At 59.0% G+C, this 18,867-nt stretch carries 32 protein-coding genes; 31 read left to right on the top strand and 1 reads right to left on the bottom strand.

The features are described from left to right. The 29 genes from FHX05_RS00005 to FHX05_RS00145 form a co-directional block, all read left to right on the top strand. The coding region (locus FHX05_RS00005; RefSeq protein ID WP_246698818.1) for an EF-Tu/IF-2/RF-3 family GTPase at window positions 1-459 on the top strand (459 nt) is incomplete at its 5' end. Window positions 460-767: 308 nt separating this feature from the next. After that, on the top strand, window positions 768-1,076 hold the full coding sequence (gene rpsJ, locus FHX05_RS00010; protein WP_003547547.1) for a 30S ribosomal protein S10: 309 nt from the start codon (window positions 768-770) through the stop codon (window positions 1,074-1,076). A 39-nt stretch (window positions 1,077-1,115) separates the two neighbouring features. Beyond that, complete coding sequence (gene rplC, locus FHX05_RS00015) at window positions 1,116-1,757, top strand: 50S ribosomal protein L3 (protein ID WP_015339598.1); 642 nt, start codon at window positions 1,116-1,118, stop codon at window positions 1,755-1,757. A 13-nt stretch (window positions 1,758-1,770) separates the two neighbouring features. After that, a complete protein-coding gene (gene rplD, locus FHX05_RS00020; RefSeq protein ID WP_015339599.1) occupies window positions 1,771-2,391 on the top strand; it encodes a 50S ribosomal protein L4 in 621 nt (206 codons plus the stop codon). Continuing rightward, window positions 2,388-2,681 carry a 50S ribosomal protein L23 gene (locus FHX05_RS00025; RefSeq protein ID WP_015339600.1) on the top strand — a complete coding sequence of 98 codons (294 nt, stop codon included), beginning with the start codon at window positions 2,388-2,390 and terminating at the stop codon, window positions 2,679-2,681. Before rplD ends, FHX05_RS00025 begins: the two co-directional genes overlap by 4 nt. An 11-nt stretch (window positions 2,682-2,692) precedes the next feature. After that, on the top strand, window positions 2,693-3,529 hold the full coding sequence (rplB, locus tag FHX05_RS00030) for a 50S ribosomal protein L2 (RefSeq protein ID WP_015339601.1): 837 nt from the start codon (window positions 2,693-2,695) through the stop codon (window positions 3,527-3,529). A 15-nt stretch (window positions 3,530-3,544) separates the two neighbouring features. Next, a complete protein-coding gene (gene rpsS, locus FHX05_RS00035; protein WP_037199970.1) occupies window positions 3,545-3,823 on the top strand; it encodes a 30S ribosomal protein S19 in 279 nt (92 codons plus the stop codon). A 2-nt stretch (window positions 3,824-3,825) separates the two neighbouring features. After that, window positions 3,826-4,215: a 50S ribosomal protein L22 gene (gene rplV / locus FHX05_RS00040; RefSeq protein WP_015339603.1), complete on the top strand. Its 390-nt coding sequence runs from the start codon at window positions 3,826-3,828 to the stop codon at window positions 4,213-4,215. Next, window positions 4,215-4,940, top strand: a complete 726-nt coding sequence (gene rpsC / locus FHX05_RS00045) for a 30S ribosomal protein S3 (RefSeq protein WP_004118393.1) — start codon at window positions 4,215-4,217, stop codon at window positions 4,938-4,940. The genes rplV and rpsC overlap by 1 nt, the downstream gene beginning before the upstream one ends. A 36-nt stretch (window positions 4,941-4,976) precedes the next feature. Then, window positions 4,977-5,390 carry a 50S ribosomal protein L16 gene (gene rplP / locus FHX05_RS00050; RefSeq protein ID WP_004118395.1) on the top strand — a complete coding sequence of 138 codons (414 nt, stop codon included), beginning with the start codon at window positions 4,977-4,979 and terminating at the stop codon, window positions 5,388-5,390. Window positions 5,391-5,401: 11 nt separating this feature from the next. After that, a complete protein-coding gene (gene rpmC, locus FHX05_RS00055; protein ID WP_007690763.1) occupies window positions 5,402-5,602 on the top strand; it encodes a 50S ribosomal protein L29 in 201 nt (66 codons plus the stop codon). Between the two features lie 12 nt (window positions 5,603-5,614). Beyond that, entirely contained in the window at window positions 5,615-5,854 is a 240-nt protein-coding gene (gene rpsQ, locus FHX05_RS00060) for a 30S ribosomal protein S17 (protein WP_015339604.1), read from the top strand. 225 nt (window positions 5,855-6,079) lie between these two features. Beyond that, the gene (gene rplN, locus FHX05_RS00065) at window positions 6,080-6,448 is read left to right on the top strand and encodes a 50S ribosomal protein L14 (RefSeq protein WP_003573790.1); all 369 of its coding nucleotides are present in this window, start codon (window positions 6,080-6,082) and stop codon (window positions 6,446-6,448) included. Between the two features lie 11 nt (window positions 6,449-6,459). Continuing rightward, window positions 6,460-6,768 carry a 50S ribosomal protein L24 gene (rplX, locus tag FHX05_RS00070; RefSeq protein ID WP_015339605.1) on the top strand — a complete coding sequence of 103 codons (309 nt, stop codon included), beginning with the start codon at window positions 6,460-6,462 and terminating at the stop codon, window positions 6,766-6,768. After that, window positions 6,761-7,318, top strand: a complete 558-nt coding sequence (gene rplE / locus FHX05_RS00075) for a 50S ribosomal protein L5 (protein ID WP_015339606.1) — start codon at window positions 6,761-6,763, stop codon at window positions 7,316-7,318. The genes rplX and rplE overlap by 8 nt, the downstream gene beginning before the upstream one ends. A gap of 33 nt (window positions 7,319-7,351) precedes the next feature. After that, on the top strand, window positions 7,352-7,657 hold the full coding sequence (rpsN, locus tag FHX05_RS00080) for a 30S ribosomal protein S14 (protein ID WP_004118406.1): 306 nt from the start codon (window positions 7,352-7,354) through the stop codon (window positions 7,655-7,657). Between the two features lie 12 nt (window positions 7,658-7,669). Continuing rightward, window positions 7,670-8,068 carry a 30S ribosomal protein S8 gene (gene rpsH, locus FHX05_RS00085; RefSeq protein ID WP_015339607.1) on the top strand — a complete coding sequence of 133 codons (399 nt, stop codon included), beginning with the start codon at window positions 7,670-7,672 and terminating at the stop codon, window positions 8,066-8,068. A 41-nt stretch (window positions 8,069-8,109) separates the two neighbouring features. Beyond that, window positions 8,110-8,643 carry a 50S ribosomal protein L6 gene (gene rplF, locus FHX05_RS00090; protein ID WP_015339608.1) on the top strand — a complete coding sequence of 178 codons (534 nt, stop codon included), beginning with the start codon at window positions 8,110-8,112 and terminating at the stop codon, window positions 8,641-8,643. A gap of 12 nt (window positions 8,644-8,655) precedes the next feature. Further along, entirely contained in the window at window positions 8,656-9,018 is a 363-nt protein-coding gene (gene rplR / locus FHX05_RS00095; protein WP_004118412.1) for a 50S ribosomal protein L18, read from the top strand. A 130-nt stretch (window positions 9,019-9,148) separates the two neighbouring features. After that, the gene (rpsE, locus tag FHX05_RS00100) at window positions 9,149-9,718 is read left to right on the top strand and encodes a 30S ribosomal protein S5 (RefSeq protein WP_004118414.1); all 570 of its coding nucleotides are present in this window, start codon (window positions 9,149-9,151) and stop codon (window positions 9,716-9,718) included. Between the two features lie 13 nt (window positions 9,719-9,731). Further along, the gene (gene rpmD / locus FHX05_RS00105; protein ID WP_007690786.1) at window positions 9,732-9,944 is read left to right on the top strand and encodes a 50S ribosomal protein L30; all 213 of its coding nucleotides are present in this window, start codon (window positions 9,732-9,734) and stop codon (window positions 9,942-9,944) included. A gap of 17 nt (window positions 9,945-9,961) precedes the next feature. Continuing rightward, window positions 9,962-10,432, top strand: a complete 471-nt coding sequence (rplO, locus tag FHX05_RS00110) for a 50S ribosomal protein L15 (RefSeq protein ID WP_095434669.1) — start codon at window positions 9,962-9,964, stop codon at window positions 10,430-10,432. A gap of 226 nt (window positions 10,433-10,658) precedes the next feature. Further along, entirely contained in the window at window positions 10,659-11,999 is a 1,341-nt protein-coding gene (gene secY / locus FHX05_RS00115; RefSeq protein ID WP_183870336.1) for a preprotein translocase subunit SecY, read from the top strand. Continuing rightward, complete coding sequence (locus tag FHX05_RS00120; protein WP_112337465.1) at window positions 11,996-12,646, top strand: adenylate kinase; 651 nt, start codon at window positions 11,996-11,998, stop codon at window positions 12,644-12,646. Before secY ends, FHX05_RS00120 begins: the two co-directional genes overlap by 4 nt. Before the next feature lie 217 nt (window positions 12,647-12,863). Continuing rightward, window positions 12,864-13,232 carry a 30S ribosomal protein S13 gene (gene rpsM / locus FHX05_RS00125; protein WP_004118424.1) on the top strand — a complete coding sequence of 123 codons (369 nt, stop codon included), beginning with the start codon at window positions 12,864-12,866 and terminating at the stop codon, window positions 13,230-13,232. A 131-nt stretch (window positions 13,233-13,363) separates the two neighbouring features. Continuing rightward, window positions 13,364-13,753, top strand: a complete 390-nt coding sequence (gene rpsK / locus FHX05_RS00130; protein WP_004118426.1) for a 30S ribosomal protein S11 — start codon at window positions 13,364-13,366, stop codon at window positions 13,751-13,753. 103 nt (window positions 13,754-13,856) lie between these two features. Then, the gene (locus tag FHX05_RS00135; protein WP_112337464.1) at window positions 13,857-14,867 is read left to right on the top strand and encodes a DNA-directed RNA polymerase subunit alpha; all 1,011 of its coding nucleotides are present in this window, start codon (window positions 13,857-13,859) and stop codon (window positions 14,865-14,867) included. A gap of 47 nt (window positions 14,868-14,914) precedes the next feature. Beyond that, entirely contained in the window at window positions 14,915-15,337 is a 423-nt protein-coding gene (rplQ, locus tag FHX05_RS00140; RefSeq protein WP_015339614.1) for a 50S ribosomal protein L17, read from the top strand. A 170-nt stretch (window positions 15,338-15,507) separates the two neighbouring features. Continuing rightward, the gene (locus FHX05_RS00145; protein WP_183870337.1) at window positions 15,508-15,915 is read left to right on the top strand and encodes a DUF2809 domain-containing protein; all 408 of its coding nucleotides are present in this window, start codon (window positions 15,508-15,510) and stop codon (window positions 15,913-15,915) included. A 26-nt stretch (window positions 15,916-15,941) separates the two neighbouring features. On the opposite strand, the gene FHX05_RS00150 is transcribed toward FHX05_RS00145, so the two are convergent. Next, entirely contained in the window at window positions 15,942-16,160 is a 219-nt protein-coding gene (locus FHX05_RS00150; RefSeq protein WP_348648309.1) for a DinB family protein, read from the bottom strand. A 163-nt stretch (window positions 16,161-16,323) separates the two neighbouring features. On the opposite strand from FHX05_RS00150, the gene FHX05_RS00155 reads away from it, so the two are divergent. Beyond that, complete coding sequence (locus FHX05_RS00155) at window positions 16,324-16,794, top strand: MarR family transcriptional regulator (RefSeq protein WP_112399790.1); 471 nt, start codon at window positions 16,324-16,326, stop codon at window positions 16,792-16,794. Further along, entirely contained in the window at window positions 16,791-18,863 is a 2,073-nt protein-coding gene (locus FHX05_RS00160; RefSeq protein WP_183870338.1) for an FUSC family protein, read from the top strand. The genes FHX05_RS00155 and FHX05_RS00160 overlap by 4 nt, the downstream gene beginning before the upstream one ends. The last annotated feature ends 4 nt before the right edge of the window (window positions 18,864-18,867 follow it).

An 18,867-nucleotide genomic window follows, 5' to 3' on the forward strand; every position in this document is an offset into this window, starting at 1 on the left:
GTCGAGATCGTCGGCATCCGTCCGACGTCGAAGACGACGGTGACGGGCGTTGAAATGTTCCGCAAGCTGCTCGACCAGGGCCAGGCCGGCGACAATATCGGCGCACTGGTTCGCGGTGTTAACCGTGACGGCGTCGAGCGTGGTCAGATCCTGTGCAAGCCGGGTTCGGTGAAGCCGCACAAGAAGTTCATGGCTGAAGCCTACATCCTGACGAAGGAAGAAGGCGGCCGTCATACGCCGTTCTTCACGAACTACCGTCCGCAGTTCTACTTCCGTACGACTGACGTGACGGGCATCGTGACGCTTCCGGAAGGCACGGAAATGGTTATGCCTGGCGACAACGTCACGGTTGCCGTTGAGCTGATCGTTCCGATCGCGATGGAAGAAAAGCTTCGCTTCGCAATCCGCGAAGGCGGCCGTACCGTCGGCGCTGGCATCGTTGCATCCATCGTCGAGTAATTCGAAGACGGCCACTCCATCCGAGTGGCCGATTCGATGACAATATTATGATGCAAGCGGCACTAGCCGCTTGCTTATGACATAGAAATGTTGCAAATGGCGCGCGAGCGCGATTTGCGCGCTGCTTCGGATGACGAAGTGGCCAATGAAATTAACAATAAGGTGGGCCGAAAGGCCTAAAGAGTGGATAGGGATGCCGTAGCCGGCGTCCCTCTCGATCTTTGAAACCGGTGGTCCGCCTTAGGAAACAGAACAAACCGTGCCTTTTCGAAAGGCACGCGAGATAACAAACACAAGGATAACGTCGAATGAACGGCCAAAATATCCGCATTCGCCTGAAGGCGTTCGATCACCGGATTCTCGATGCTTCCACGCGCGAGATCGTGTCGACGGCGAAGCGCACCGGTGCAAGCGTCCGGGGCCCCGTTCCGCTTCCGACTCGTATCGAGAAGTTTACGGTAAACCGGTCCCCGCACATCGACAAGAAGAGCCGCGAGCAGTTCGAGATGCGCACGCATAAGCGCCTCCTCGACATCGTTGACCCGACCCCGCAGACGGTAGACGCGCTGATGAAGCTCGATCTCGCCGCCGGTGTCGATGTTGAGATCAAGCTCTGAGACCTCCGGTCCTCGAGCTGAGTGAGAAGGATTGAACCGATGCGTTCAGGTGTGATTGCACAGAAGGTGGGAATGACCCGCGTCTATAACGACGCCGGCGAGCATGTCCCGGTTACCGTATTGCGTTTGGATGGCTGCCAGGTCGTAGCCCAGCGCACAGTTGAAAAGAATGGCTACACTGCAGTTCAGCTCGGTGCCGGCCAGGCTAAGGTTAAGAACACGACGAAGGCTCTTCGCGGCCATTTCGCCGTTGCAAGCGTAGAGCCGAAGGCCAAGCTCGCAGAATTCCGTGTCACGGAAGACAATCTGCTTGAAGTCGGCACCGAGCTCAACGCAGGTCACTTCACGGCGGGTCAGCTCGTCGACGTGACCGGCACGACGATCGGTAAGGGCTTTGCCGGCGCCATCAAGCGTCACGGCTTCGGCGGTCTGCGCGCCACGCACGGTGTGTCGGTTTCGCACCGCTCGCATGGTTCGACCGGTTCGCGCCAGGACCCGGGCAAGGTGTTCAAGAACAAGAAGATGGCTGGTCACATGGGCCAGACGCGCGTTACGACGCAGAACCTTGAAGTGGTATCGACCGACGAAGATCGTGGTCTGATCCTGGTCAAGGGTGCGGTTCCCGGCTCCAAGGGTGCCTGGATCATCGTGCGCGACGCCGTCAAGTCGGCAGCGAAGTAAGGGAGCCAAACCAATGGAATTCAACGTCAAGACCCTCGAGGGCAAAGACGCCGGGAAGGTTTCCCTTTCTGATGCGATTTTCGGCCTCGAGCCGCGTGAAGACATTCTCGCTCGCGTCGTTCGCTGGCAGCTTGCCAAGAAGCAGCAGGGCACGCATCAGGCAAAGGGCCGCGCGGACGTAGCGCGCACCGGCGCCAAGATGTACAAGCAGAAGGGTACGGGCCGCGCTCGTCACCATTCGGCTCGCGCTCCGCAGTTCCGCGGCGGTGGTAAGGCTCATGGCCCGGTCGCCCGCAGCCACGAGCATGATCTGCCGAAGAAGGTTCGCGCCCTCGGCCTGCGTCATGCTCTCTCGGCCAAGTTCAAGGCTGAAGACGTGATTGTTATCGACAATCTCGTCGCTACCGAAGCCAAGACCAAGGCACTCGCTGGCGCTTTCGAGACGCTCGGCCTGACGAACGCTCTGTTCATCGGCGGTGCTGAACTCGACAGCAACTTCAAGCTCGCAGCCCAGAACATCCCGAATATCGATGTTCTGCCGGTTCAGGGCATCAACGTTTACGACATCCTGCGCCGCGGCAAGCTCGTGCTGTCCAAGGCTGCAGTTGAAGCTCTAGAGGAGCGATTCAAGTGACGGATCTTCGCCATTACGATGTGATCGTTTCTCCTGCGATCACCGAAAAGTCCACGCTGCTTTCGGACAATAACCAGGTTGTTTTCAACGTTGCTAAGACCGCGACGAAGCCGGAAATCAAGGCTGCCGTCGAAGCGCTCTTCGGCGTCAAGGTTACGGCCGTTAATACTCTGCTGCGCCTCGGCAAGACCAAGCGGTTCAAGGGTCTCGTCGGCAAGCAGAAGGACGTGAAGAAGGCTGTTGTGACGCTCGCCGAAGGCCAGTCGATCGACGTCTCCACCGGTCTCTGAGGAATAAGAAAATGGCATTGAAAACATTCAATCCGACGACCCCGAGCCAGCGTCAGCTGGTCATTGTCGATCGCTCCTCGCTCTACAAGGGCAAGCCGGTCAAGTCGCTGACCGAAGGTCTCACCTCCAAGGGTGGCCGTAACAACACTGGCCGCATCACCGTCCGTTTCCAGGGCGGTGGTCACAAGCGCAGCTATCGTCTGGTCGACTTCAAGCGTCGCAAGTTCGACGTCGAGGCAACCGTCGAGCGTATCGAATACGATCCGAACCGTACGGCTTACATCGCTCTGGTGAAGTACACGGACGGCGAACTGGCCTACATCATTGCTCCGCAGCGTCTTGCTTCGGGCGACAAGGTCATCGCTTCGGAAAAGGCAGTGGACGTGAAGCCGGGCAACACCATGCCGCTTCAGTTCATCCCAGTCGGCTCCATCATCCACAACGTGGAAATGAAGCCGGGCAAGGGTGGCCAGATCGCTCGCTCCGCCGGTTCCTATGCCCAGCTCGTCGGTCGTGACCAGGGCATGGCGATCCTTCGCCTGAACTCGGGCGAACAGCGCCTCGTGCACGGCACCTGCCTCGCAACGATCGGTGCGGTTTCGAACCCGGATCACGGCAACATCAACGACGGTAAGGCCGGTCGTTCGCGTTGGCGTGGCAAGAAGCCGCATAACCGCGGCGTTGTCATGAACCCGGTCGACCATCCGCACGGCGGTGGTGAAGGCCGCACCTCCGGTGGTCGCCATCCGGTGACCCCATGGGGCAAGCCGACCAAGGGCAAGCGTACGCGGTCGAACAAGTCGACCGACAAGATGATTATGCGCTCGCGCCATCAGCGCAAGAAGTAAGAGAGGAAGTCTCAAGTGGCTCGTTCAGTATGGAAAGGTCCGTTTGTTGACGGCTATCTTCTCAAGAAGGCTGAGAAGGTGCGTGAAGGCGGACGTAACGAAGTAATCAAGATGTGGAGCCGTCGCTCCACCATCATGCCGCAGTTCGTTGGTCTCACCTTCGGTGTCTACAACGGCAGCAAGCACATTCCGGTCAGCGTCAATGAAGACATGGTCGGACACAAGTTCGGCGAGTTCGCCCCGACCCGTACCTATTATGGTCACGGTGCGGACAAGAAGGCGAAGAGGAAGTAACAATGGGCAAGGCAAAAACCGAACGCCGGCTGAAGGACAATGAAGCGCAGGCAGTTGCGCGCACGCTCCGTGTCAGCCCGCAGAAGCTCAACCTGGTCGCGGCTTCGATCCGCGGCAAGAAGGTTGATCGCGCGCTCGCAGAGCTGGAATTCTCACGCAAGCGCATCGCAGGAGCCGTCAAGAAGACGCTCGAATCTGCGATCGCCAATGCAGAGAACAACCATGATCTCGACGTTGACTCGCTGGTCGTAGCGGAAGCTTACGTCGGCAAGTCGATCGTCATGAAGCGTTTTCACGCTCGTGGCCGTGGCCGCGCATCTCGCATCGAGCGTCCGTTCGCACACCTGACGATCGTCGTTCGTGAAGTGGAAGCTCAAGAGGAGGCCGCATAATGGGTCAGAAAATCAATCCGATCGGCTTTCGTCTTGGCATCAACCGCACTTGGGATAGCCGCTGGTTTGCGGACAATGCCGAGTACGGCCAGCTCCTCCACGAAGACCTGAAGATGCGCAAGTTCGTTATGAACGAACTGAAGCAGGCTGGTATCTCCAAGGTGGTCATCGAGCGTCCGCACAAGAAGTGCCGCGTCACGATCCACTCGGCTCGTCCGGGCCTGATCATCGGCAAGAAGGGCGCTGACATCGACAAGCTCCGCAAGAAGCTGTCGGACATGACGAATTCCGAAACGCACCTCAACATCGTTGAAGTTCGCAAGCCGGAAATCGACGCGACGCTGGTTGCCCAGTCGATCGCTCAGCAGCTGGAACGCCGTGTTGCTTTCCGTCGCGCCATGAAGCGCGCCGTTCAGTCCGCGATGCGTCTTGGCGCCGAAGGCATCAAGATCACCTGCGCCGGCCGTCTCGGCGGTGCTGAAATCGCTCGTACGGAATGGTACCGCGAAGGTCGCGTGCCGCTGCACACGCTGCGCGCCGACATCGACTACGGTACGGCTGAAGCAGAAACCGCTTTCGGTATCTGCGGCATCAAGGTCTGGATCTTCAAGGGCGAAATCCTTGAGCACGATCCGATGGCCTCCGAACGCCGCGCGCTCGAAGGCGACGCCCAGGGTCCGGCTAGCCGCGATCGCGATAGAGACCGTCGCCGCGACAACGCTTGATAGCGTACGTGGCAGATAAGTTCGGAGAATAAGAAAATGTTGCAGCCAAAGCGTACGAAGTACCGCAAGCAATTCAAGGGCCGCATCAAGGGCGTTGCCAAGGGTGGTTCTGATCTGGCGTTCGGCGAATTCGGCCTGAAGTCGCAGGAGCCCAATCGCGTCAACGCTCGCGAGATCGAAGCGGCTCGCCGCGCGATCACGCGCTATATGAAGCGCGCCGGCCGTGTATGGATCCGCGTGTTCCCGGATGTTCCGGTAACCGCAAAGCCGACCGAAGTCCGTATGGGTAAAGGTAAGGGCTCTGTTGAATACTGGGCATGCAAGGTCAAGCCCGGCCGTATGATGTTCGAGATCGACGGTGTGAGCGAAGAAATCGCTCGTGAGGCTCTGCGCCTCGGCGCTGCCAAGCTCTCGGTCAAGACGCGCTTCGTTCAGCGCATTGCAGAGTAAGGAAGAAGCTCATGAAAGCCGCAGATGTTCGCGCCCTGAGCGCCGACCAACTCAAGGACGAGCTTGCCAAGCTGAAGAAGGAGCAGTTCAACCTGCGCTTTCAGAAGGCGACCGGCCAGCTCGAGAAGTCCTCGCGCATCAACGAAGTCCGCAAGGACATCGCTCGCGTAAAAACCATTGCCCGCCAGAAGGCGGCAGAAGCAAAGGCCTAAAGGAAAAATAACATGCCGAAGCGCATTCTGCAGGGCGTCGTGGTCAGCGACAAGAACGAGAAGACGGTAGTTGTCCGCGTTGAGCGTCGTTTCGCTCACCCGCTGCTCCAGAAGACCGTTCGTCGTTCCAAGAAGTACAAGGCTCACGACGAAAACAATCAGTACAAGACCGGCGACGTCGTTTCCATCGAGGAATGCGCGCCGATCTCCAAGGACAAGACCTGGACGGTCATTTCCGCCCAGTCCAAGTAACAGAATTTCGCTCAGGCCCTTGCGCTTGGGCGAAATATCTGTATGAAGCACGAGCTTGGAAGCAGGACGCTCGAGAACGGGCGTTCTTTTGCTTTATTGATGGCCGGCAGAGACGATCCTTGTGGTCGCGAAGCCAGGCATAATCAGACAAGACACTAGTCCATAAGCCGGGGTAGGGGGTCTATTGGCCCAACCATTCCGGTAACAACAAGAAGGCGACCTGACATGATTCAGATGCAAACAAACCTCGACGTGGCGGATAATTCCGGCGCACGTCGTGTCATGTGCATCAAGGTGCTGGGCGGCTCGAAGCGCAAGTATGCCTCGATCGGCGACGTTATCGTCGTTTCGATCAAGGAAGCTATTCCGCGCGGCCGTGTGAAGAAGGGTGACGTGATGAAGGCGGTCGTCGTTCGTACCGCCAAGGACATCCGTCGTCCGGATGGCAGCGTCATCCGCTTCGATACCAACGCAGCAGTCCTCATCGACAACAAGAAAGAGCCGATCGGCACCCGCATCTTCGGACCGGTTCCGCGCGAACTTCGCGCCAAGAACCACATGAAGATCATCTCGCTGGCTCCAGAAGTACTGTAAGGAGCGGAGCGATGCAGAAGATCCGTAAAGGCGACAAGGTTGTCGTATTGACCGGTAAGGACAAGGGCCGTACCGGCGAAGTCATTCAAGTGCTGCCGAAGGAAGACCGTGCGGTCGTTCGTGGCGTCAACGTCATCAAGCGCCATCAGCGCCAGACGCAGAACCAGGAAGCCGGCATCATCAGCAAGGAAGCCTCGCTTCACCTGTCCAACCTGGCAATCGTCGACAAGGACGGCAAGCCGACCCGCGTCGGTTTCAAGGTTGTAGATGGCAAGAAGGTCCGCGTGGCGAAGACCTCGGGAGAAGTGATCGATGGCTGAGGTAAAGTACGAGCCGCGGCTCAAGAAAGAATACGTTGCTCGCATCCGTGCAGCCATGCAGGAGAAGTTCTCCTACGCTAACGAGATGCAGATCCCGAAGCTGGACAAGATCGTGATCAACATGGGTGTTGGCGAAGCGACGGCTGATTCGAAGAAGCCGACCGTTGCTGCTGCCGACCTGGCGGCCATCGCTGGCCAGAAGCCGGTCATCACCCGCGCACGCAACTCCATCGCTGGCTTCAAGGTCCGCGAAAATATGCCGATCGGCGCGAAGGTCACCCTGCGCGGCGCCCGCATGTATGAGTTCCTGGATCGTCTGGTCAACATCGCGCTTCCGCGCGTTCGCGACTTCCGCGGCCTGAACCCGAAGAGCTTTGACGGTCGTGGCAATTTTGCCATGGGCATCAAGGAGCACATTGTGTTCCCTGAGATCAACTACGACAAGGTTGATCAGATGTGGGGCATGGACATCATCGTTTGCACGACGGCGACGACCGACGACGAAGCACGGGCTCTTCTGACAGAGTTCAACTTCCCGTTCCGTCAATAACCGTAACGACGAGCGTAGAAAAGGAACCCTGATATGGCGAAGACAAGCGCAGTTGAAAAGAACAAGCGCCGCCGCAATACGGTTGCCAACCAGGCCGCGAAGCGGGCTGCTCTCAAGGCAATCATCATGAACCAGTCTCTCTCGATCGAAGACCGGTTCAAGGCCACTCTGAAGCTGGCATCGCTGCCGCGCGATGGATCGAAGACCCGTATTCGCAATCGTTGCGAAGTGTCTGGCCGTCCGCGCGCCTACTACCGCAAACTGCGCATGTCGCGTATCGCGCTGCGTGAACTCGGCAATCTCGGCAAGGTGCCGGGCATCGTCAAGTCCAGCTGGTAAGGAGCAGATTAGATGTCTATGACTGATCCTTTGGGCGATATGCTCACCCGCATCCGCAATGGCGCTTCGCGCCGCAAGTCGTCGGTTTCGACGCCTGCGTCCAAGCTCCGTGCACGCGTTCTCGATGTGCTCCAGGCTGAAGGCTACATCCGTGGCTACTCCGTCGTCGATTTCGGCAACGGCAAGTCTGAGCTCAACATCGAACTCAAGTACTACGAAGGCGCATCGGTGATCCGTGAGATCGGCCGTGTGTCTAAGCCGGGCCGCCGGGTTTATGTCTCGGTCAAGTCCATTCCGCAGGTCGCGAACGGCCTCGGCATCACCATCCTTTCGACTCCGAAGGGTGTGATGGCCGATCACCAGGCTCGCGAACAGAATGTTGGTGGTGAGGTTCTCTGCTCGGTCTTCTAAGATCGAACAGAAATCTCCTTCGAAACAGACAGGTTTGAAAAATGTCTCGTATCGGTAAGAAGCCCGTTCAGGTACCTGCAGGGATCACGGCCACGGTTGATGGCCAAAAAGTGACCGCTAAGGGCCCCAAGGGCGAACTGTTTTTCGTCGCTAACGACGAAATCGGTCTCAAGCTGGAAAACAATGCAATCGTCGTGACGCCGCTCAACGACTCCAAGGATGCTCGCGCAAAGTGGGGCATGTCCCGCACGATGATCGAGAACATCCTCAAGGGTGTTAAGGACGGCTACGAGCGCAAGCTCGAAATCAACGGCGTCGGCTACCGTGCCTCCATGCAGGGCAAGAACCTGCAGCTCGCGCTCGGCTTCAGCCACGACGTGGTTTATGAGCCGCCGCAGGGCATCTCGATCGCTGTACCGAAGCCGACGGAAATCGTCGTCACCGGCATCAACAAGCAGCAGGTCGGCCAGGTTGCCGCTGAAATCCGCGAATACCGCGGCCCCGAGCCTTACAAGGGCAAGGGTGTTAAGTATGCCGAAGAGCGGATCATCCGCAAAGAAGGCAAGAAGAAGTAAGGATCACGCGAAATGGCTAGCAGGAAAGAAGCACTTGCGCGTCGCGCCAACCGCGTGCGCCGCCAAATCAAGTCGGTGGCCAATGGCCGTCCGCGCCTGTCGGTTCATCGCTCGTCGAAGAACATCTACGCCCAGGTCATCGATGACGTGGCTGGCAAGACCCTCGCGGCTGCCTCCACCCTCGACAAGGATCTGCGCGGTTCTCTGAAGACCGGTGCCGATACCGCAGCCGCAGCCCTCGTTGGCAAGCTCGTTGCAGAGCGCGCCTCCAAGGCCGGCGTGAAGGAAGTCGTGTTCGATCGCGGCGCTTTCATCTACCACGGCCGTATCAAGGCTTTGGCTGAAGCAGCCCGCGAAGGCGGCCTGACCTTCTAATCAGATTTCCGGCCGGCGATCCCAGGATGCCGGCCGGATATTCACCGGACCGCAGGTTTCCCGCAAGGGAAGGCATGCGGTCTTCGTTTTGTTTGCCGATTGCACCCGGAAAAGAAAAAGGAAGAGGACAATGGCACAGGAAAAGAGGGCTCCGCGGGAAGACCGTCAGAGCCGTGAAGAGCGCGATAGCGAATTCGTCGACAAGCTGGTCGCGATTAACCGCGTCGCCAAGGTTGTTAAGGGTGGCCGTCGCTTCGGCTTCGCCGCTCTCGTCGTCGTCGGCGACCAGAAGGGCCGCGTAGGCTTCGGTCATGGCAAGGCACGTGAAGTGCCGGAAGCTATCCGCAAGGCAACCGAAAGCGCGAAGCGCGACATGATCTTCGTACCGCTGCGCGACGGCCGTACGCTGCATCACGACGTTCATGGCCGTCATGGCGCCGGCAAGGTTCTGCTGCGCTCGGCCAAGGTCGGTACCGGTATCATCGCCGGTGGCCCGATGCGCGCCGTTTTCGAAACGCTCGGCGTTCATGACGTCGTTGCCAAGTCGACCGGTTCGTCGAACCCGTACAACATGGTTCGCGCCACGTTCGACGCCCTGAAGCACCAGGTTCACCCGAAGGACATCGCAGCTCAGCGCGGCATCAAGTATGCCACCCTGCAGGCTCGCCGCGCCGCTTCGGGCAACGCCTCCGAAGAATAAGGGAGTTTGACCTATGGCCAAGACGACCAAGAAGGCTGAAGCTAAGGCGACCGTTACGGTCGAGCAGATTGGCAGCCCGATCCGCCGTCCGGATGTTCAGCAGAAGACGCTGATCGGTCTCGGACTGAACAAGATGCACCGTCGCCGCACGCTGGAAGATACTCCGGCTGTTCGTGGCATGATCCGTGCTGTCCAGCATCTCGTTCGCGTTGTCGACGAGAAGTGAGCCGGAGGTAATTCGCTATGAAACTGAATGAAATCAAGGATAACGAAGGCTCGACCCACAGCCGCAAGCGCCTCGGCCGCGGCATCGGCTCCGGCTCCGGTAAGACCGGTGGCCGTGGTGTGAAGGGTCAGAAGTCCCGTTCGGGCGTTGCGATCAACGGCTTCGAAGGCGGTCAGATGCCCATCTACCGTCGTCTGCCGAAGCGCGGCTTCAACAACATCTTCGCATCCGACTACGTCGTCGTATCGCTGGCACGCATCCAGGCTGCCGTCGATGCCGGCAAGCTCGATGCCAAGAACACCGTTGATGCAGCGGCTCTCAAGGCTGCCGGCGTTATTCGCCGCGTCAAGGACGGCGTTCGTGTTCTCTCGGACGGCGAACTGAAGGCGAAGCTTGCTCTTGAAGTTGCAGGCGCTTCCAAGTCTGCAGTCGAGAAGATCGAAAAGGCTGGCGGCTCCGTTAAGCTGCTCGCTGCCGCTGCAGAATAATATTATCAATAATCGCCCGAAGTGACTTCACTTCGGGCGATTTTGCTCCCATATGTGAGCCTCACGAATCTGATCGATGCGGCAAGTGTCTTTCCGATCGATAACGGGAACCAAGGGTGAGGCGCCCGATTGCTGCGCAATCCGTCCGAAGCCCGGCTTTTGAACAATTTACAGACCGATTCCGGACTCGGCCGACTATGCCGGAATTGGTGATGCGGAGATTTGCATGGCTTCTGCAGCGGAACAATTGGCGTCCAACCTCAATTTTTCGACCTTTGCCAAAGCCGAGGATCTCAAGAAGCGCCTGTGGTTTACGCTCGGTGCTCTCCTCGTCTACCGGCTCGGCACCCACATTCCGCTTCCTGGCCTCAATCCTGCCGCTTACGCCCAGGCTTTCCAGAATCAGTCGGGCGGCATTCTCGGCCTCTTCAACATGTTCTCGGGCGGCGCTGTGCAGCGCATGGCGATCTTCGCGCTCGGCATCATGCCCTACATTTCCGCCTCGATCATCGTTCAGCTGATGACGTCGGTCGTCCCGTCGCTCGAAAACCTGAAGAAGGAAGGCGAGCAGGGCCGTAAGATCATCAACCAGTATACCCGCTACGGCACGGTGCTGCTCGGCGCATTGCAGGCTTATGGCATTGCGATCGGTCTAGAGCATGGCAACGGCGTGGTCGTAGATCCCGGCTGGTTCTTCCGCATCTCCACCGTTATCACGCTGCTCGGCGGCACAATGTTCCTGATGTGGCTTGGTGAGCAGGTGACGTCGCGCGGTATCGGCAACGGCATCTCGCTGATCATTTTCGCGGGTATCGCTGCAGGTCTTCCGACTGCGCTTGCCGGTACGCTCGAACTCGGCCGCACCGGCGCGCTTTCCACGCCGCTCATTCTCGCCGTGCTGATCGTCGCTATTCTGGTCATCGCACTCATCGTCTTCGTCGAGCGTGCGCAGCGTCGCCTTCTGATCCAGTATCCGAAGCGCCAGGTCGGCACGCGCATGTTCCAGGGCGATACGTCGCACCTGCCGCTGAAGCTCAACACTTCGGGCGTCATCCCGGCGATCTTCGCGTCGTCGCTGCTGCTGCTGCCGGCAACCGTTGCAGGCCTCGGCAACAACACCGCGCTCCCGACCTGGGTGACTTCGATCGTTGCGGCACTCGGCCACGGCCAGCCGGTCTATATGGTGCTTTACGGCGCTCTGATTGCCTTCTTCGCTTTCTTCTACACGGCTCTCGTCTTCAATCCGAAGGACACGGCTGACAATCTGAAGAAGCACGGCGGCTTCATTCCGGGCATCCGTCCGGGTGAGCGCACCGCCGAATATATCGATTACGTGCTGACCCGCATCACGGTCGTCGGCGCGATCTATCTTGTCTTCGTCTGCATCCTGCCCGAAATTCTCGTATCCCAGACCGGTATTCCCTTGTCTCTGGGTGGCACTTCGCTTCTGATCGTGGTTAGCGTAACGCTGGATACGGTGGCGCAGATTCAGGGTCACCTGATCGCACAGCAATATGAAGGCCTGATCAAGAAATCGAAGTTGCGTGGAGGAAAGAGGGGGCGATGAGACTCATACTTTTAGGGCCGCCGGGAGCAGGTAAGGGGACCCAGGCCCAGCGCATCGTGGAAAAGCACGGCATTCCGCAGCTTTCCACAGGCGATATGTTGCGCGCGGCCGTTCAGGCCGGCACGGAAGTCGGCAAGCGCGCCAAGGCTGTCATGGACGCCGGCAAGCTTGTTTCGGATGAGATCGTGAATGCGATCGTTTCCGAGCGCATCGATCAACCGGATTGCGTCAGGGGCTTCATCCTCGACGGCTTTCCGCGCACCTTGGTGCAGGCCGATGCCACCGAAAAAATGCTCAATGCGAAGGGCCTCGAACTCTCCGTTGTGATCGAGTTGAAGGTCGATGATGCCGAACTGATTCGGCGCGTCTCCGGCCGCTATTCCTGCTCGAACTGCGGCAGCGTCTATCACGACACTGACAAGGTTCCTGCAAATGCCGGTGTCTGCGACAAATGCGGCTCGACTCATTTCAAGCGCCGCCCTGACGATAATGCTGAAACCATGGCGACTCGCCTCCAAGTCTACTACAAGGAGACGTCGCCGCTGATCGGTTACTACTATGCTAAGGGTAAGTTGCAGAGCATCGATGGCATGGCCGATATCGAGCATGTGACCGAAAGCATAGAGGCTATCCTGGCTAAGCTCTAGATAGCCTAAAATAAACTTGCCGGAGCGGTTGCTTTTTCGCGCTGATTCCGCTAAACACCGCGCCAACTCGCGACATGCTATGCGATCGGCGCGGATTTCCAACGGGAAGTCCGAGCACGGTCGTTTTGACATGTGGCGGACACACATCGAACAAGCAGCTCCCGGGCTGCATAACAAGACCCTTTGCCAAGGCAAAAGGAATGCAAGGAGAACAGGCGTGGCTCGTATCGCTGGCGTCAACATCCCGACTGCAAAGCGCGTAGTTATTGCGCTTCGTTACATTCACGGGATTGGACCGAAGTTTGCACAGGAAATCTGCGAAAAGGTTGGTATTCCGGCCGAGCGTCGCGTCAACCAGTTGACGGATGCTGAAGTTCTGCAGATCCGCGAAACCATCGACCGTGACTATCAGGTCGAAGGTGATCTGCGTCGCGAAACCGCGATGAACATCAAGCGTCTTATGGACCTGGGTTCCTACCGTGGTCTGCGTCATCGCCGCGGCCTGCCGGTTCGTGGCCAGCGCACGCACACCAATGCCCGCACCCGCAAGGGCCCGGCAAAGGCGATCGCTGGTAAGAAGAAGTAATTTCCGGGCAACCGGATTTGGGAGGCTGGCGGTCCGCCGGCCTCTTTTGAGTTTGAAGCGGTGCTCCATGGGTGCCGCTTCGGTGTAGCCGCTGGCATTACGGCGGTGCAGAGATCCAAGAAAGGACTAACATGGCCAAGGAAGCCGTACGCGTTCGTCGTCGCGAGCGTAAAAATATCACGTCGGGCGTCGCACACGTCAACTCGACCTTTAACAACACGATGATCACCATCACCGACGCACAGGGCAACGCTATTGCCTGGTCGTCCGCTGGTGCCAAGGGCTTCAAGGGTTCGCGCAAGTCGACCCCGTTCGCTGCCCAGATCGCTGCCGAAGACTGCGCCAAGAAGGCTCAGGAACACGGCATGAAGTCGCTGGAAGTTGAAGTTTGCGGTCCGGGCTCCGGTCGTGAATCCGCTCTGCGCGCCCTCCAGGCTGCTGGTTTCATGATCACGTCGATCCGCGACGTGACCCCGATCCCGCACAATGGTTGCCGCCCGCGCAAGAAGCGTCGCGTCTGATCATCGCCACTCACGACACCGGCCGGGGTAGATGCGCCCGGCTTGGTGTTACTCAAGCTCGGTTGCCACGATTGGATGGTGGCAACGAACGGAAGGCAAAAACATGATTCAGAAAAACTGGCAGGAACTGATCAAGCCCAACAAGGTCGAGTTCACCTCGAGCGGCCGCACCAAGGCAACGCTCGTGGCTGAACCGCTGGAGCGTGGCTTCGGTCTCACCCTCGGCAACGCGCTGCGTCGCGTTCTGCTGTCCTCTCTGCGCGGTGCCGCTGTAACGGCCGTGCAGATCGACGGCGTGCTGCATGAGTTCTCCTCTATCCCGGGCGTTCGGGAAGACGTGACGGACATCGTGCTGAACATCAAGGAAATCGCCATCAAGATGGACGGCGATGATGCCAAGCGCATGGTCGTCCGCAAGCAGGGCCCAGGCGTAGTAACGGCTGGCGACATCCAGACGGTCGGCGATATCGAAATCCTCAACCCTGAGCATGTCATCTGCACGCTCGACGAGGGTGCCGAAATCCGCATGGAATTCACCGTCAATAACGGCAAGGGCTATGTGCCCGCCGAGCGTAATCGTGCGGAAGATGCTCCGATCGGGCTCATCCCGGTCGACAGCCTCTATTCGCCGGTCAAGAAGGTGTCCTACAAGGTTGAAAATACCCGCGAAGGACAGGTTCTCGACTACGACAAGCTGAGCATGTCGATCGAAACCGATGGTTCGATCAGCGGCGAAGATGCAGTCGCCTTCGCGGCCCGCATTCTTCAGGATCAGCTTGGCGTGTTCGTCAACTTCGACGAGCCGCAGAAGGAAACCGAAGAGGAAGCAGTTACCGAACTCGCTTTCAATCCGGCGCTCCTCAAGAAGGTGGACGAACTCGAACTGTCCGTTCGTTCGGCAAACTGCCTGAAGAACGACAACATCGTCTACATCGGCGACCTCATTCAGAAGACCGAAGCAGAAATGCTCCGCACGCCGAATTTTGGTCGCAAGTCGCTGAACGAAATCAAGGAAGTTCTCGCTTCCATGGGCCTGCACCTCGGCATGGAAGTGCCGGCATGGCCGCCCGAGAACATCGAAGATCTCGCCAAGCGTTACGAAGACCAATACTAACCAACAAACTGCAGGCGAACGATGCCTGCAAGTGAAGGAGAATAGCCATGCGCCACGGTAAAGCCGGCCGCAAGCTGAATAGAACCGCTAGCCACCGCAAGGCGATGTTCGCCAACATGGCGGCTTCGCTCATCACCCATGAGCAGATCGTCACCACGCTCCCGAAGGCGAAGGAAATTCGTCCGATCGTCGAGAAGCTGGTAACCCTCGGCAAGCGCGGCGACCTGCACGCTCGTCGTCAGGCCATCTCGCAGATCCGCGACGCAGCTGTCGTTTCGAAGCTGTTCGACGCGATCGCAACCCGCTACGCCACCCGCAACGGCGGCTACCTGCGTATCATGAAGGCCGGCTTCCGCCAGGGCGACAATGCCGCTCTCGCAGTCGTCGAGTTCGTGGATCGTGACGTCAATGCCAAGGGCGCAGCCGACAAGGCTCGCGTTGCTGCTGAAGAAGAAGCCGCAGCCGCTTAAGGCTAAGCTTCGGATTAAATATAAAAGGCCGGATGAGCGATCGTCCGGCCTTTTGTCGTTTGTGCTATGGGAGCGGCCTTTCAATCCCTCTGAATGCTTTGGAGTATCGTAAGCAGCCTTGCTGAGTCGCAGGCGACTCGGGTGCATCAGGGCAGGGAGCGTTGTGGGACATGCAGCGAAAATTGAAGCGTGGGAGACTGCTTCTGGTCGTGGCGCTGCTGGTCACCATCGCCAGCGGTCTTGCGTTGCGGCGCTATGGTTATGCGATCAATCTGCCCTTCGTGGTCGTCAAATATGGCGGCTCGCTCCTATGGGGAGCGATGGTCTATTGGCTCCTGGCGGCAATCTTCGTGTCGCCAGCGCGTTTTGGGATTGCCGCGGCGGCATTGCTCATCGCGGTGGCCGTAGAGTTTTTCCGGCTTTGGCACACGCCTGATCTCGATGCTTTTCGATTGACTGCCGCCGGAGCCCTGTTGCTGGGCAGGGTATTCTCGCCGTGGAATATCGTCGCCTATGCCGCCGGCATTGCGCTGGCGCTGGCGGTCGATTGCGCGCTGTCGAAACCCAAACCGGTGTGAAAAGCCAAAACCGCTAGGGCGCGAGCTCATTCAGCCGCCGCAGCCAGCCTGCGCGCGGGTTCGCTACGATGAAGATGAACGGCAAGCGTGTCCCAGGGCGGTGTAATGGAGAGCTGCGCTAGAAGTCGACCGATCTCGCCTCTGTGGTAGCCCCCATGCGTGACGACATGAAGGAGCATCTCCTGGCGCGTCATGCAGCCTCTGTCGCCATCCGTGAAGACGAATGGTATCTGAGCAACGCCGATCGATGAAAGACGGGTCGAGTGGCTGGGCCGATCTCCACGCCTGCAATCTCGACCTCATTACTGTCTTGGCTATCGTTGAGCGCATAGCTGCATTTCCCATTTAGAATAGCGCTTTCGATGATAATAATTTGAATCCTAATTAGTTTAGTGCTAATAGGTTCTCATGAACTCGTCAAACGCCCTGCAACGTATATTCACCGCCAATCTGCTGACCACCGGCCGCCAATGGCGCCGGGCTGTCGATCTTGCGCTGAGCTCCCATGGCATATCCGAGGCGGTGGCCGCGCCGCTGCTTTGGATCGGCCGCCTGGGGGGAGGCGTGCGGCAGGTGGTGCTCGCCACCTGTGTCGGTATCGAAGGCCCGTCTCTGGTTCGGTTGATCGATCAGCTCGAAGGCATGGAACTTGTCATCCGCAAGGATGATCCCACGGATCGGCGCGCGAAGGGCCTGTGGCTGACGCCTGAGGGCGAAAAGCTGGCTTCCCGTATGGAAGACGTACTTGATGAGCTGCGTGGCAAGATCCTTGCCAATGTCGACCCTGCGGATATCGAAGCCGCGGTTCGCGTCCTGAAGGCTTTCGAGGAGTTTGAGGCATCCAAGGCCGTCGAGCCGGAGCCGGAGAAGGTCTCATGAGCGTTCCATCCTGGCGTGAGTGGTTATTTTCCGCCAAAGCCTTCATTGCTGCGATCATGGCGCTGTTTATCGCCTTGTCGCTCGATCTGCCGCGTCCCTATTGGGCGATGGCCGCTGTCTATGTGGTTGCCAATCCTCTTGCCGGCGCAACCAGTTCCAAGGGACTTTACCGCGCGCTCGGCACGCTTATCGGTGCTACCGCGTCGGTTATCCTTATTCCGCTCTTCGTCAACGCGCCGGAATTGCTTTCCGTCGTCGTCGCGTTATGGACCGGCACCTTGCTGTTCATCTCGATGCTCGATCGCACCTCGCGCAGCTATGTCTTCATGCTGGCCGGCTATACCTTGCCGCTGATCGCGCTGCCGACCGTCGGCTCGCCCGAAACCATTTTCGATGTGGCGCTTGCCCGCTCCGAGGAGATTATTATCGGCATCGTCTGCGCTAGCGTGGTAAGCGCCGTCGTCTTTCCGAGCAGCGTCGGCACCGTGCTCGGCCAGCGCATAGGTTCCTGGCTGGATGACGCAGGCACCTGGGCGGATGAGATCCTGCGCGGCGAGGGCGCTTCGCCCGCAACTCCCCTGAAGCGGCAGAAGCTTGCCGCCGACGTTTCCGGCCTGGATCTCGTCATCAGCCAGTTGCGCTATGATGCCGGCAGCCGCGACATCGTGAGACATTCGCGCGAGCTGCGTGGCCGTTTGTTGATGCTGCTGCCGCTCTTCTCCTCACTTGCCGATCGCCTCCACGCCTTGAAGGCTAGCGGTAGGCCGCTGCCGCAGGAATTGGTTGCCGTTCTGAATGAGGTGGCCGACTGGCTCGGGCAGGGCGGTCGCAGCAAGGCCGATGGAACGGCCGAGACCTTGTCGCGGAAGATCGAGGAGTTGCAGGAGGACGACCTCGATATCGGTTGGGACGATCTCGTCCGGTCAAGCGCTCTCGCTCGCCTCAAAGAAATTGTCGACTTGTGGCAGGATTGCCTGACGCTGCGCGCCCATATCGTCTCAGGACAGCAGGTCGGTACCTGGCGTCCCGCATTCCGCTACCGCAATGTCGTCGGTCGCAGCAGGCATTATGATTACGCCCTGCTGGCCTTCTCTGCCGGTAGCGTCATCGCCGGGATTGCCGTCGCCTGCTTCTTCTGGATCTATTCCGGCTGGGCGGATGGTGCCGGCTTCATCGCCATGGTGGCCGTTGCCTGCTCGTTTTTCGCCGCGCTCGATCGTCCCGCCCCCTTCATCACCACCATGTTCATTTGGACTGCGGTGAGCCTGGTTATCGCCTGCGTCTATATCTTCATGGTGCTGCCGTCGATTTCCGGTTTCGAGATGCTGGTGCTGGTCTTTGCACCGCCCTTCCTGGTGATGGGGCTGCTGATTACCCGCCCGCAAACCAACATGCTCGGCATGCTGCTGGCGGTAAACGGTGCAAGTTTCATTGCACTGCAGGATCGTTACACCGCCGATTTCGCCAGCTTCACCAACAGTGCGATCGCCGCTCTGGCCGGTGTTGGCTTCGCCTTGGTCTGGACCTTGCTTACCCGTCCCTTCGGTTCTGAGCTTGCCGCCTGGCGTTTGGTTCGAGCCGGCTGGAGAGATCTGGCCGAAACTGCTGCCGGTATCCGCCGCGCCGATCATGAACGGCTCTCCGGCCGCATCCTCGACCGCCTGGGTCAGCTCGTGCCCCGCCTTGCAGGCATTGAGGACCGAGAGTTGAAGAAGGTCGATGGCTATGCCGATGTCCGTCTCGGCTTCAACGTGCTGATGCTGCAGAAGGAGCGCGGCCAGCTGAAACCGGCTGCTGCTGCATCCGTCAGCGAAGTGCTCATCGGCGTATCGGATTTCTATCGTTCGCGGCTGAAGGCAAAACGGGCCGTAGATCCGGCCGATGACCTGCGCGCCTCGATCGACCATAGCCTAGAAGCCGTTGCGCAGGAAAAGCGAGAATCCACTCGGGCGAGCCTCGATGCACTGGTCGGCCTTCGCCGGGCGCTCTTCCCGCATTCCGAACCGCCGGCGAGCTGGCGACCGCCCGTAGCGGACATAACCCCACCACATCCCATTGCCGCCGAGTAATATC

Source organism: Rhizobium sp. BK491, assembly GCF_014194925.1.
In the GTDB taxonomy this organism is placed as follows: domain Bacteria; phylum Pseudomonadota; class Alphaproteobacteria; order Rhizobiales; family Rhizobiaceae; genus Rhizobium.